A 13,723-nucleotide genomic window follows, 5' to 3' on the forward strand; every position below is an offset into this window, starting at 1 on the left:
CAAGCCTTAAAGAACGACGCATTTCACTCGTAAAAGCGTTCGTGACGGGAGTTTCTCCTGTTTCTGATAAATAACCTTTTGTTATAAAAACGCTTTTTTAAACATAAATGTGAATAATCGTCAGCATAAATTATTTTCCTTCAAAGTTTCATTCGCTCATTTTTCATACTCTTCAAACAATGCGTGATCTGTAGCCCAAATACTAAACAAAGCTTGTAAAGCCCCTACAATTAACGTTTTTGCGACATATTATTAACATCTTACAAGGAGAAAAAAAGCCATGAGCCAAATCCACAAACATGACATTCCCGCAAATATTGCGGACCGTTGCCTGATCACCCCGGAGCAGTACCACGAGAAATATCAGCAATCTATCACCGCCCCGGACATCTTCTGGGGTGAGCAGGGCCATATCCTTGACTGGATCAAACCTTATCAGAAGGTGAAGAACACCTCCTTTGCACCCGGCAATGTCTCCATTAAATGGTATGAAGATGGCACCCTGAACCTGGCGGCGAACTGCCTCGATCGCCACCTTGCCGAGCGCGGGAATGAGACGGCCATCATCTGGGAAGGCGATGACGCCTCGCAAAGCAAACATATTACGTACAAAGAGCTGCACCGCGACGTGTGCCGCTTCGCCAACGTCCTGCTGGAAAAGGGCATTAAAAAAGGCGATGTGGTCGCTATCTATATGCCTATGGTGCCGGAAGCGGCGGTGGCCATGCTGGCCTGCGCGCGTATCGGCGCGATTCACTCGGTGATTTTTGGCGGCTTCTCGCCAGAGGCGGTTGCGGGTCGTATTGTCGATTCCAGTTCAAAACTGGTGATCACTGCCGATGAAGGCGTGCGCGCCGGGCGCGGTATCCCACTGAAGAAAAACGTCGACGAAGCGCTGAAAAACCCGAACGTCAAAACGGTCAGTAACGTTATCGTCCTTAAGCGTACCGGCGGCAAAATCGACTGGAACGAGGGGCGCGACCTGTGGTGGAGCGACCTGATTGAAAAAGCGAGCGACCAGCATCAGCCGGAAGAGATGAACGCAGAAGATCCGCTGTTCATTCTTTATACCTCCGGCTCCACCGGTAAGCCGAAAGGCGTCCTGCACACCACCGGCGGCTATCTGGTCTATGCGGCCACCACCTTCAAATACGTCTTCGACTACCATCCGGGCGACATCTACTGGTGTACCGCCGACGTCGGCTGGGTTACCGGACACAGCTACCTGCTGTACGGCCCGCTGGCCTGTGGCGCAACAACGCTGATGTTTGAGGGCGTTCCAAACTGGCCGACCCCAGCGCGTATGTGTCAGGTGGTCGACAAGCACCAGGTCAACATTCTCTACACCGCGCCAACGGCGATCCGCGCATTAATGGCGGAAGGCGATAAAGCCATCGAAGGGACCGACCGCTCTTCCCTGCGCATCCTCGGTTCCGTGGGCGAGCCAATCAACCCGGAAGCCTGGGAGTGGTACTGGAAGAAAATCGGCAACGAGAAATGCCCGGTGATGGACACCTGGTGGCAGACCGAAACCGGCGGCTTCATGATCACCCCGATGCCTGGCGCCACGCAGCTGAAGGCCGGTTCCGCAACTCGTCCGTTCTTCGGCGTGCAGCCTGCGCTGGTGGATAACGAAGGCAACCCGCTGGAAGGGGCCACCGAAGGCAACCTGGTGATCACGGACTCGTGGCCGGGTCAGGCGCGTACCCTGTTCGGCGATCACGATCGCTTCGAGCAGACCTACTTCTCGACCTTTAAAAACATGTACTTCAGCGGCGACGGCGCGCGTCGTGACGAAGACGGCTATTACTGGATAACCGGACGCGTGGATGACGTGCTGAACGTCTCCGGCCACCGTCTGGGCACCGCTGAGATTGAATCAGCGCTGGTGTCGCATCCGAAGATTGCCGAAGCCGCCGTTGTCGGCATTCCGCACAACATTAAAGGCCAGGCGATTTACGCCTATGTCACTCTGAACCACGGTGAAGAGCCGTCGCCAGAGCTGTATACCGAAGTGCGCAACTGGGTGCGTAAAGAGATTGGCCCGCTGGCGACGCCGGACGTACTGCACTGGACCGACTCGCTGCCGAAAACCCGTTCCGGCAAAATTATGCGTCGTATCTTGCGCAAAATCGCGGCAGGGGACACCAGCAACCTCGGTGATACCTCAACGCTCGCGGATCCTGGCGTGGTGGAAAAACTGCTCGAAGAGAAGCAGGCCATCGCAATGCCATCGTAATCTTTTCTCCCTCTCCCCGTGGGAGAGGGCCGGGGTGAGGGCATCAGACCGCACCTTCCTCCCCTCACCCTAACCCTCTCCCCAAAGGGGAGAGGGGACTAAAAACAAACCTTCCTTACCTTTGGAGACTCTGTGATGAATAACGATATTTGTCAGCAGATAGAGAATAGTGCGCACTACAGGGAGCTCGTCGAAAAGCGGCAACGGTTTGCCTTCACTCTTTCCATCATCATGCTGATTATCTATGTCGGCTTTATTCTGCTGATCGCCTTTGCGCCGCACTGGCTGGGCACCCCGTTACACGAGGGGACCAGCGTGACGCGCGGTATTCCCATTGGCATTGGCGTGATTGTGATTTCATTCTTGCTGACCGGCGTATACGTCTGGCGCGCGAACGGTGAATTCGATCGACTTAATAAAGCGGTACTGCAAGAGGTAAAAGCATCATGAAGAGAGTTCTGACGGCGCTCGCCGCCACGCTTCCCTTTGCCGCCCACGCGGCGGATGCCATTACCGGCGAAGTCCAGCGCCAACCAACCAACTGGCAGGCCATTGTGATGTTCTTAATTTTCGTCCTGCTGACGTTGTACATCACTTACTGGGCCTCGAAACGCGTGCGCTCCCGTAACGATTACTACACCGCTGGCGGCAACATTACCGGCTTTCAGAACGGACTGGCGATTGCGGGTGACTTTATGTCCGCAGCCTCGTTCCTCGGGATCTCCGCGCTGGTCTACACCTCCGGCTATGACGGCCTGATTTACTCTCTCGGCTTCCTCGTCGGCTGGCCGATCATTCTGTTCCTGATTGCCGAGCGTCTGCGTAACCTGGGCCGCTATACCTTCGCCGACGTGGCCTCATATCGCCTGAAGCAGGGGCCAATTCGCACCCTCTCCGCCTGCGGTTCGCTGGTGGTGGTGGCGCTGTATCTGATCGCGCAGATGGTGGGCGCGGGTAAATTGATCGAGCTGCTGTTCGGCCTGAACTACCACATCGCGGTGGTGCTGGTGGGCGTGCTGATGGTGATGTACGTCCTGTTCGGCGGCATGCTGGCCACCACCTGGGTGCAGATCATCAAAGCGGTATTACTGCTGTTCGGCGCCAGCTTTATGGCCTTTATGGTGATGAAGCACGTCGGGTTCAGCTTCAATAACCTGTTTACCGAAGCCATGGCGGTCCACCCGAAAGGGGAAGCCATTATGAGCCCGGGCGGGCTGGTGAAAGACCCGATTTCTGCCCTGTCGCTCGGTCTCGGCCTGATGTTTGGTACCGCAGGTTTACCGCACATTCTGATGCGCTTCTTCACCGTGAGCGATGCGCGTGAAGCGCGCAAGAGCGTCTTTTACGCCACCGGCTTTATGGGTTACTTCTATATCCTGACCTTTATCATCGGCTTTGGTGCGATCATGCTGGTGGGGGCGAACCCGGCGTTTAAAGACGCTGCGGGTGCGCTGATTGGCGGTAACAACATGGCTGCGGTGCACCTGGCAGACGCGGTGGGCGGTAACCTGTTCCTCGGCTTTATTTCCGCCGTGGCCTTCGCCACCATTCTTGCGGTAGTTGCAGGCCTGACGCTGGCCGGCGCGTCTGCGGTGTCGCATGACCTCTACGCCAACGTCTTCCGCAAAGGCGCAAGCGAGCGCGATGAACTGAAGGTCTCGAAAATCACCGTGCTGGTGCTGGGCGTCGTGGCGATTCTTTTAGGCATTCTGTTCGAGAAGCAGAACATCGCCTTCATGGTGGGGCTGGCCTTCTCGATTGCGGCAAGCTGTAACTTCCCGATCATCCTGCTCTCCATGTACTGGTCGAAGCTGACCACCCGTGGCGCAATGATTGGCGGCTGGCTGGGGCTGCTGACGGCGGTGATCCTGATGATTCTGGGCCCAACCATCTGGGTGCAGATCCTCGGTCACGCAAGCGCCATCTTCCCGTATGAATACCCGGCGCTGTTCTCGATCGCCGTGGCGTTTATAGGTATCTGGTTCTTCTCGGCCACCGACAATTCGCCTGAGGGTAACCTGGAGCGGGAGAAATTCCGCGCCCAGTTTATCCGCTCACAAACCGGTCTCGGCGTTGAGCAGGGCCGCGCGCACTAAACCTTTCTCCCCGGTCATTCTGGCCGGGGAGATTAAAACATCACCCACGCCACCAGCGGGGCAATCAGCACCATTACTACGCCCGAAAGCATCATCACCAGGCTCGCGACAACGCCCTCCTGCTGACCCAGCTCATACGAACGCGCCGTTCCCGCCCCGTGCGACGCCGCGCCGAATCCTGCCCCTTTCGCCATCCCTTCCCGGATAGAAAGCCGCAGAAAGAGCATATCACCCACCGCCATCCCAAAGACGCCCGTGACCACTACAAATAGCGCCACCAGATCCGGCTGCCCGCCGAGCAGTTTAGCCGCCGCCAGCGCAAACGGCGTGGTCACCGAGCGCACGGCCAGGCTGCGCTGAATTTCATCGGGCAGCGTAAACAGGCGTGCCAGCCAGACGGAGCTACAGACCGCGACCACCGTGGCGGTGATCACGCCTGCGCTGAGCGACATCCAGTGGCGTTTGATAATCGCCAGGTTGTCGTAAACGGGCACCGCAAAGGCGATGGTCGCCGGGCCGAGCAGCCACAGCAGCCAGTGGGATTCACCAATGTAGTTCTGCCAGGAAATGTGGCCGAAGACAAGCATCAGCACCAGCAGGATCGGCGTGAAGACCAGCGGCATCAGCGGTAGCGCATGAAACCGGCGATACAGGCGCTTGTTGGCAAAATAGATTGCCAGCGTCGCAATCAGGCACAAGACGCTTATCTGAAAGTTAGTCATGTTTGTGCCTGCTGATTTCAAACCGGTAGACTTTATCCACCACCCAGGCGGTCGCTCCCAGCACCATCAGCGTACTTAGCGCGATCACCGCAAAGATTCGCCAGCCGTCCACCATCAGCAGTTGCGCATAGTTCACCACCGCCACCACCGCCGGAACAAAGAACAGCAGCATCTCTGCCAGCAGCCAGCGCGCCCCGGCGCGCACCCAGTTGAGGGGGATCACGCGACACAGAATAAGCGTCAGCATCAGCAGCATTCCCACCAGGTTGGCAGGCAGCGGCAGATGCAGCCAGCCGACAAGATATTCCGCGAAAACAAACAGTCCCGCGTAGAGCAGTACCTGAACCGGTACCTGGAGTCGTTGTACAACGGCAGGCGTAACACGGCTTAACGCCACGGCCATGGGGGTTTTCCTCAAAAATGAGACGAGGCGCCAGTATAGTGAGCGCACGGTGTGGACTGAAATGAATTAAAATCATCAAAGGTATAGTTTCGAGGAATAATCATGGACATAAGAACGCTGCGCTATTTTGTCGAAGTGGTTCGTCAGCAAAGTTTTACCCGCGCAGCGGAGAAGTTGTTTGTTACCCAGCCCACCATCAGCAAAATGCTGAAAAACCTCGAAGATGAACTGAACTGTACCCTGCTGATCCGCGACGGGCGCAAGCTTTTGCTGACCGACACCGGACGCGTGGTGTTCGAACGCGGGCTGGCGATTCTGGCGGAGTTTCGCCAGCTGGAAGCAGAGCTGGACGATATTAATCATCTGACCAAAGGGGTGCTTCGCCTCGGCATTCCACCAATGGTCGGCATGATGATGGCCGGGCCGATTAGCCTGTTTCGCCAGCGTTATCCCGGCGTTGAGCTGAAGATTTCGGAGTTTGGTGGGTTAACCGTCCAGCAGGCCGTCACCAACGGCGAGCTCGACGTGGCAATGACCGCTCTCCCCGTTGAGGAAGAGAGCGGCCTGGCGACGCTTCCGCTCTTTAGCCATCCGCTGTGCGTGCTGGTGCCCCGCTCCGGCGACTGGCTGAAGAGGGAGTCGGTGAAGCCTGAACTGCTCGGCGAGCATCCTCTGCTGATCTACAACGAAGATTTCGCCCTCAGCCGCCAGCTAATGACGCTGTTTAACCAGCATAACGTCAAGCCGCGCATTGCGGTGCGCAGCGGACAGTGGGATTTCCTGGCGGCGATGGTGCAGGCAGGCGTGGGGATTGCCATTCTGCCGCAGCCGATTTGCGAGCGTCTGGATAAAAACACGCTGCGCTGGATCCCGCTGGAGAGCGACCTGCACTGGCAGTTAGGGATGATCTGGCGTGAAGGGGTTTATTTGTCGCAGAGCGCGCAGGCGTGGCTGCAGTGTTGTGAGGGGTTTTGGGTGCGGTCTGAATAGTGCCGGGTGGCGGCTTCGCCTTACCCGGCCTACGGTTCAAACGTAGGCCCGGTAAGCGCAGCGCCACCGGGCAAAATAGCGCTACTGATTCTCTATCAACAGCGCTTCCAGCAGGTCCAGATCGTGCAGCAGCTTTTGCAGCGTTTCGTTGCTGATCTGGCGCGTGGCGCGCAGGTGGTACAGCTCGGCACGCTCTGAACGCAGCGCCGCCAGACGGAACCGGCGCTCCAGGTTTTCTTCCTGCAGCGAGCTTTCCACATCGTTACGTCCGTCCGCGCGACGACGCAGGTTACCAATCACGCGGGAACTCACTTCCGTCAGCAGCTGATTATCGATGTTCTCTTCCGCATCCGCAGCCAGACGCTCTTCCATTTTCTGGATGGCGACAATCGCCACTTCGGCGGTAGCCGCCCGCGCAATGCGCTCTTCCTTGTGCTGCTGGGTCGAATCACCGACATCAATATGCTGGAGTAAAATCGGCAGCATAATCACGCCGACAAACAGTGAGAACAGAATCACGCCAGCCGCCAGGAACACCAGCTCGTAGCGCGCCGGGAAGACGTCGCCCGTGGGCAGCAGCAGCGGAATAGAGAGTACACCGGCAAGGGTAATCGCCCCGCGTACGCCCGCAAAAGAGGCGATCAGCAGTTCGCGCGTTGTCCACGAGCCAAACTCCATCGGCTTTTTCTTCAGGAAGCGGACGCTGAAGTTTTTCATCGTCCACAGCCAGCCGAAACGCACCAGCATCAGCGCCAGGTAGATCAGCACGATATCGGTAAACAGCATCCAGACCTCAACGTTCGGGTCGGCTTCGGCCGCCACCAGCGAGGATTCCATAATGCCCGGCAGCTGCAGGCCCAGGAGCAGGAACACCATGCCGTTAAAGACGAACTCCAGCATGGCCCAGGTGCTGTTTGCACGCAGACGCATAGCCAGCGGCGCGCGGCGCATCACGCCGGAGCGGGTGATAGTCATCCCTGCCGCCACTGCCGCCAGAATGCCCGACACGCCGATATGTTCGGCAATCAGATAAGAGGCGAACGGCAGCAGGAACAGCAGTACGATCTGCGTAGCGGGTTCATCGCCGCCCCAGCGGCTGAGGAAGCGCAGCGAGCGGCCGTACAGCCAGCTCACCACGAAGCCCGCGAGAATACCGCCAATCGCCACCTTGAAGAACTCCAGCGTCGCGCCACCGACGGTAAAGACCATCGTGCCCATCGCAACGGCCACGGCAAACTTCAGGGCAACCAGACCGGAGGCGTCGTTCATCAGCGCCTCCCCCTGTAAAATCCCCATAATTTTCTTCGGAATTCGGCCTTCACCCACAATGCCGGACAGCGCCACGGCATCGGTTGGCGACAGCACGGCGGCCAGCGCAAAAGCCGGTATTAACGGAATGCCCGGTACCGTCCAGTAGATCAGAAAACCAATCCCGACGACGGTGACCACCACCAGCGCCAGCGCCAGGCCGAAGATCTCTCGCCCGTGCTCAAGGAATTCGCGCGTGGGCGTTTTCCAGCCATCGGCAAACAGCAGCGGCGGGATAAACAGCACGAGGAACAGTTCGGGGTCAAATTCCACGTGCAGGCCAAACGTCGGCCACGCCAGCAGCGCGCCGATGGCAATTTGCATTAATGGCAGGGGGACCTGAAAGGGCAGTACGCGTGTAACCACCCCGGATAGCGAGACCACAAGGGTCATGATGAGTATTGTGAAGAAGATTTCCATGCGTTCCCTGTTTGCTGTGTTGCTTATGTACTCCGGAAGGCGTCGTGCCTTTTATTCTATCTTCCCCAGAGTAACGCAAAAGGCAACAGGATGAGTCCTGAAAATAAAAACGGGCGGCCTGAGCCACCCGTTTTCGCATCAAAGGCCAATTTAGATTGCCCAGCCGCCCGCGTAAAACGCCACCAGCGCAACGGCAATCACAACGGTGCCAACGTTCAGCTTGCGCCACTCACCGGAGACCAGACGACCAATCACCAGCGACGCGAAGCCGATCATAATGCCGGTCACGATGTTACAGGTCAGCACGATAAAGACCGCGGTAATCAGGCCAGACATCGCGTCCACGAAATCCGCAAAGTCGATTTTCGCCACGTTGCTCAGCATCAGCAGGCCAACGTACATCAGCGCTGGCGCGGTCGCGTACGCCGGAACCAGGTAAGAGAGCGGAGAGAGGAACAGGATCAGCATGAACAGCACGCCCACGGTGATCGCCGTCAGGCCGGTTTTACCGCCTGCCGCCGTACCCGCTGCGGACTCGATGTACACAGCCGCAGGCGCTGCACCCACCAGGCCTGAGAAGACGCTGCTCAGGGAGTCAGTGGTCAGCGCTTTGCCGCCGTCAATAATCTGACCGTCTTTATCCAGCAGGTTCGCCTGACCGGCCACCGCACGAATGGTCCCGGTCGCGTCAAACACGGCGGTCATCACCAGCGCCAGCACGCTAGGCAGGATCACCGGGTTCAGCGCGCCGACAATATCCAGGCTGCCAATCAGGGAGTTGCCTTTGTCATCGCTCAGCGACGGCATGGCGAAGATACCGGAGAAGTGAACGGTTGGATCGAAAATCAGGCCGACAATAGAAACGCCGATAATAGTCAGCAGAATGCCGCCCGGGACTTTCAGTTTTTCCAGACCGATAATCACCGCCAGGCCGATCAGCGACATAATCACCGGGAAGCTGGCGAAGTGGCCTAGCGCCACCGGCAGGCCGTCCAGCGGGTTCTTGATGACCAGACCGACGCCGTTGGCGGCGATCAGCAGCAGGAACAGGCCGATGCCGATGCCGGTACCGTGCGCCACGCCCTGCGGCAGGTTGCGCAAGATCCAGCTACGGATGCCAGTCGCTGAAATAACGGTAAACAGCACGCCCATCAGGAACACCGCGCCCAGCGCAACCGGTACGCTGATGTGCTGGCCCAGCACCAGGCTGAACGCGGTAAACGCGGTCAGGGAGATGGCGCAGCCAATTGCCAGCGGCAGGTTCGCCCACAGGCCCATCACGATGGAGCCCACGCCAGCTACAAGGCAGGTTGCCACAAAGACAGCCGCTGGCGGGAAGCCCGCTTTGCCCAGCATGCCCGGCACAACGATGACGGAGTAAACCATCGCCAGAAACGTTGTCAAACCGGCAACGATCTCCTGGCGCACGGTGCTGCCGCGGGCCGAAATTTTAAACATGGCGTCAAGTGAACCGCCGGTACGCGCAGATGGCGTAGACATAGAAAACATCCCCTGAGAGTTTTTTAGGAAGTCCGTAAGCGAGGTGGAGACGCCGCTGCCAGCTAAACGTCAAATCCTTGTGTTGCGTTTGCGACGAAAGGGCGTCACAAAAAAAGCAAACGTTTAGCTCCGCGCTTACAAACGGGTGGTCAAATTAAGGCAAACGATTATCTAGCGTAATCCCAGCCCTTTTCAACTGAACTTTATCGTTTTTCGCTAAAATTCACTTATGATGCTGAAGAAATAAACAGAGGATGCGCAAACGTTATCGTCTATGCGCAATTTGTTTACATTTCAGTCCTCGCCGGGGATAGATAGCGGCCCCCCTTGTTCCAGAGTTCTTTGCCAGCCAGGGCTGTTCTCAACTTTTGTCTTCCATGCCTGAATATGCGGAAGATTAGCGATACCGCCGCGTGCCAGCAGGGCAAAAATCGGGAAGCTCATCTGAATGTCGGCCATGCTGAGCGAATTCCCGGCAAACCAGCTGTTTTTGGCAAGATGTGACTCAATAAAGCGCGCATGGGTTTCAAGCTGCCGGTTGAGGTACGCTTTCTGCACCCCCTGCCCCAGCGCTTTGCCCAGGGTTCTGATACCAAACGGCACGGGCGGCTTGCCGAGGCTGTTGAAGACCAGCTTCATTAACAGCAGCGGCATCAGCGACCCTTCCGCGTAGTGCAGCCAGAAGCGGTACTGCACCTTATGCGCCGGATCTAAAGGCTTAAGCCGCGACTCGGGATCGTACGTCTCCTGCAGATACTCCAGAATGGCGCCTGACTCTGCGAGGATCAGTCCGTTATCTTCGATGACCGGTGATTTGCCCAACGGATGCACCTTTTTGAGAGCCTCAGGTGCCAGCATGTTCTTTTCACGCTGATAGTGAACGATCTCATAAGACAGACCGAGTTCTTCCAGCGCCCAGATTACGCGGTGCGAGCGCGACTGGTTTAGGTGGTGTACCGTGAGCATGGCTTTCTCCTGTTATTCATACTTTTTAACTATAGAAAATTGAACAACACCGCGAAAAAAATTCGGCTAAAAACCGGTCAGCGACGCTGGCGAAAAAATGGGCCTTGCATAGAATTAAAGTGTCAGCACAATCCGGAACCTCCCCAACCAGCTCGACACGAGGGGTGCTGATGTCGGGGGAAACCCTCCCGTGAACCAGCGGGATAGAGAGAAAGACAAAGACCGGGAAAAACTAAAGCGCCCTTTGTGGCGCTTTAGTTCTTTATGTGCTTTTTGCCGGGTGGCGCTTCGCTTACCCGGCCTACGTTCTTGGTTTTGTAGGCCGGGTAAGGCGCAGCCGCCACCCGGCAAACCGGCCGCACAATCTCAATCCTCTTCCAGCAACCGCGCCCCCGTCCCCTGCTCGCCCAGTTTGTCCCCGGGGTTACGCAGCGGACAATCGCTGCGCGACAGGCAGCCGCAGCCGATACAACCATCCAGCTCATCACGCAGCGCGACGAGCGTATGAATACGCCTGTCCAGCTCTTCACGCCACTGGGACGACAGCTCTTTCCACTCTTTCGGACTCAGCGTGTGCCCTTCCGGCAGGACCCCAAAGGCCTCGCCGATGGTGGCCAGGGGAATTCCGATTCGTTGCGCAATTTTGATAATCGCCACGTAGCGGAGCACGTCGCGGGTATAGCGACGCTGGTTGCCCCCGTTACGGATGCTTTTGATTAACCCTTTGCTTTCATAGAAGTGGAGCGCCGATACCGCAACGCCGCTTCGCTTTGCCACTTCGCCGGGGGTTAAAAGCGCTTTTATTCGCGGCAATCTCTTTTCCATAAAACCTCTTTACCTCAAGTTAACTTGAGGAATTATACTCCCCCGCAGAGAAAACGACGAATTAACCGAGATAGTTGTATCTACAGAGGGGCAACCTTATGTCGCATCAGCAGATTATTCAGACGCTTATTGAATGGATTGATGACCATATCGACCAACCGTTGAACATTGATGTGGTCGCTAAAAAGTCGGGCTATTCGAAATGGTATTTACAGAGAATGTTTCGCACGGTCATGCATCAGACCTTAGGTGAGTACATTCGCCAGCGCAGACTGCTGCTGGCGGCGCAGGCGCTACGCTCAACGCAGCGGCCCATTTTTGATATCGCGATGGATCTTGGCTATGTTTCGCAACAAACCTTTTCCCGCGTGTTTCGCCGCGAGTTTGACCGCACGCCGAGCGACTACCGCCACCAGTTGAATTAATGAAACTCAGTGCAAAGGTTGCTGCTGCCAGGTCATAAATTCCTGGGGCGGCATCGCTTTCGCGAAGTGCCATCCCTGACAAAACTGGACGCCGCGCTTCAACAGCCAGCTCACCTGCTCTGCCGTCTCAACCCCTTCCGCAATGGTTTTCAGCCGCAGGCTTTGCGCCATCTCGATAATATGCTCAGCGATCAGGTGGCTGGTGCTGTTGGTCGTTAAGGTATCGATAAACGATTTATCGATTTTCAGAATATCCACGTTCAGCGAATAGAGGTTGTGCAGGTTCGAGTAACCGGTACCGAAATCATCGATCGCGACTTCATAACCCGCCTGGCGGAAAGCCTGAATCACCGGCGTGGTTTTCGGCACATCGATAAAACCGCGTTCCGTCACTTCTATTTTGATTTGCTGCGCACGGACGGCGTAGTGGTGAGCCTTCTCGGAAATCATGGCGATCAGCCGCGAGGAGTGGAAATCCGTGGCCGACAGGTTAATCGAAATATAGAGATGCGGATGCTCGGCCAGGAAATGGCCCAGATCGTTGAACACCTCCTCAACGACATAGTCCGTAATCCGCTCGCTCATCCCTTCATTTTCCGCCAGCGGAATAAATTCAGCCGGGCTCATCACCTGCCCGTTAAAGCCTGGCCAGCGTAACAACGCCTCCGCGCCGACACACCGGTTGTTCTTGATATCAATAATCGGCTGATAGTGCACGCAAAGCTGTCGTTTGTTCAGCGCCCGGTGCAGTAAGCGCCCCGGCGAATTAAGCTCACGATGGGTACGGGACCATACCAGCAAAATAATAATGCTGCAGATCATGCCCAGCGGTAGCGTCAACGTCGTCTGGTGATAAAGCGTTTCATAAAAGCGTTTATTCGATGTCGACACAATGGCCGCAATCGGTCTTTTGGAGGATGTTACGATCGTATAAAAGCGGTTATCTTTTTGAAATACCGATTCCTTATCTCGAATCATCGAATTTAATAAAGAAACATTGGCTTTCTGGCTGACGGAAAAGAAAGCGTTGGTTACCGTGTCGTACACTCCCCACGACAGAGAATGATCCGCGGACATGACTTCGCTGTATGAAAGTGGATTGACGACCACCACATAATTTCCACGCTGCATATACGTCATTTTATAGCCAGTATAAAATGGGGTATCGCGATAATAATAGATAGCGACGTCAGGTTTACGCGTGTAATTAGCGGCAGGAATGGCGTAGGGCTGATCCGGTGTAAAAACAGTCGAACAAAGAAAATTCTGACCTTCAGCGTAAATTAAATCGGCGACAAACAGGCGGCCACGAACAACGTTCAGCATATATTGACGGTGTCCTGGCGTACAAAGCCCACCCTGATATTTTTCAGCCTCGTCCCGGGCCAGGTCAACCTGTTGAATAACCAGCTCTGTTTTGTCTAAAGCCAGTTCAGCAAATGTGCGTAGCTGGGCGCTTGTTTCAGACACGGCGCGTAGCTGGGCAAACCATAGCGCAAGCATCACAGGCAGCATAACTACCATGATGATCCCTACCACCCTGAGCATTTTGCGCCGCGCGCTACGATTCATTTCCCGCCCTATATCCCTGCATGTTGTACGCCTGTAGTAATGAAGGCCGGATGCTTTGTTAAACAGGTGATTACGTTGCATGAATCATGCGAAGTTAGCAACTGACTTTTAGTATTAAAAATCTTAAATTCCGTTATGACGATAATATTTTCCCGTAAGTTAAACTGTAAGTATTCGTTCCGTTTCAATTAAGGAAAATAATTATCCAGCCCGCCGGGGCAGGCGGGAAGATAACACAACAGACGATCGTTGATTAA

The 13,723-nt window shown here is 56.0% G+C and carries 12 protein-coding genes; 5 read left to right on the plus strand and 7 right to left on the minus strand.

The window, feature by feature from the left end:
- Nucleotides 1-280: 280 nt before the first annotated feature.
- The 3 genes from acs to actP all read left to right on the plus strand — a co-directional run bounded on the left by acs (nt 281) and on the right by actP (nt 4,335).
- Nucleotides 281-2,239, plus strand: coding sequence for an acetate--CoA ligase (acs, locus tag RVY89_RS17640; protein ID WP_395305182.1), 1,959 nt, complete (start codon nt 281-283; stop codon nt 2,237-2,239).
- Between the two features lie 135 nt (nt 2,240-2,374).
- Complete coding sequence (locus RVY89_RS17645) at nt 2,375-2,689, plus strand: DUF485 domain-containing protein (protein WP_484826038.1); 315 nt, start codon at nt 2,375-2,377, stop codon at nt 2,687-2,689.
- Nucleotides 2,686-4,335 carry a cation/acetate symporter ActP gene (gene actP / locus RVY89_RS17650; protein WP_032662568.1) on the plus strand — a complete coding sequence of 550 codons (1,650 nt, stop codon included), beginning with the start codon at nt 2,686-2,688 and terminating at the stop codon, nt 4,333-4,335. Before RVY89_RS17645 ends, actP begins: the two co-directional genes overlap by 4 nt.
- 32 nt (nt 4,336-4,367) lie before the next feature.
- Here the strand turns inward: actP and RVY89_RS17655 are convergent, their stop codons facing one another.
- Nucleotides 4,368-5,057, minus strand: coding sequence for an LrgB family protein (locus RVY89_RS17655; RefSeq protein ID WP_484826039.1), 690 nt, complete (start codon nt 5,055-5,057; stop codon nt 4,368-4,370).
- Nucleotides 5,050-5,460, minus strand: coding sequence for a CidA/LrgA family protein (locus tag RVY89_RS17660; protein WP_021242769.1), 411 nt, complete (start codon nt 5,458-5,460; stop codon nt 5,050-5,052). Before RVY89_RS17660 ends, RVY89_RS17655 begins: the two co-directional genes overlap by 8 nt.
- A gap of 102 nt (nt 5,461-5,562) precedes the next feature.
- On the opposite strand from RVY89_RS17660, the gene RVY89_RS17665 reads away from it, so the two are divergent.
- On the plus strand, nt 5,563-6,450 hold the full coding sequence (locus tag RVY89_RS17665; protein WP_024906729.1) for a LysR family transcriptional regulator: 888 nt from the start codon (nt 5,563-5,565) through the stop codon (nt 6,448-6,450).
- Nucleotides 6,451-6,531: 81 nt separating this feature from the next.
- Here RVY89_RS17665 and RVY89_RS17670 read toward each other — a convergent pair whose 3' ends face one another.
- The 4 genes from RVY89_RS17670 to soxR all read right to left on the minus strand — a co-directional run bounded on the left by RVY89_RS17670 (nt 6,532) and on the right by soxR (nt 11,469).
- A complete protein-coding gene (locus RVY89_RS17670; protein ID WP_008503391.1) occupies nt 6,532-8,178 on the minus strand; it encodes a Na+/H+ antiporter in 1,647 nt (548 codons plus the stop codon).
- Nucleotides 8,179-8,328: 150 nt separating this feature from the next.
- A complete protein-coding gene (ghxP, locus tag RVY89_RS17675) occupies nt 8,329-9,678 on the minus strand; it encodes a guanine/hypoxanthine transporter GhxP (protein WP_029740208.1) in 1,350 nt (449 codons plus the stop codon).
- A gap of 294 nt (nt 9,679-9,972) precedes the next feature.
- Entirely contained in the window at nt 9,973-10,644 is a 672-nt protein-coding gene (locus RVY89_RS17680) for a glutathione S-transferase family protein (RefSeq protein WP_484826040.1), read from the minus strand.
- A gap of 366 nt (nt 10,645-11,010) precedes the next feature.
- The gene (gene soxR, locus RVY89_RS17685) at nt 11,011-11,469 is read right to left on the minus strand and encodes a redox-sensitive transcriptional activator SoxR (protein WP_008503388.1); all 459 of its coding nucleotides are present in this window, start codon (nt 11,467-11,469) and stop codon (nt 11,011-11,013) included.
- 98 nt (nt 11,470-11,567) lie between these two features.
- On the opposite strand from soxR, the gene soxS reads away from it, so the two are divergent.
- Nucleotides 11,568-11,894: a superoxide response transcriptional regulator SoxS gene (gene soxS / locus RVY89_RS17690; RefSeq protein WP_008503387.1), complete on the plus strand. Its 327-nt coding sequence runs from the start codon at nt 11,568-11,570 to the stop codon at nt 11,892-11,894.
- Between the two features lie 6 nt (nt 11,895-11,900).
- Here soxS and RVY89_RS17695 read toward each other — a convergent pair whose 3' ends face one another.
- Entirely contained in the window at nt 11,901-13,466 is a 1,566-nt protein-coding gene (locus RVY89_RS17695) for an EAL domain-containing protein (RefSeq protein ID WP_484826041.1), read from the minus strand.
- Nucleotides 13,467-13,723 lie beyond the last annotated feature (257 nt).

It is taken from the genome of Enterobacter sp. 3U4 (assembly GCF_057224565.1).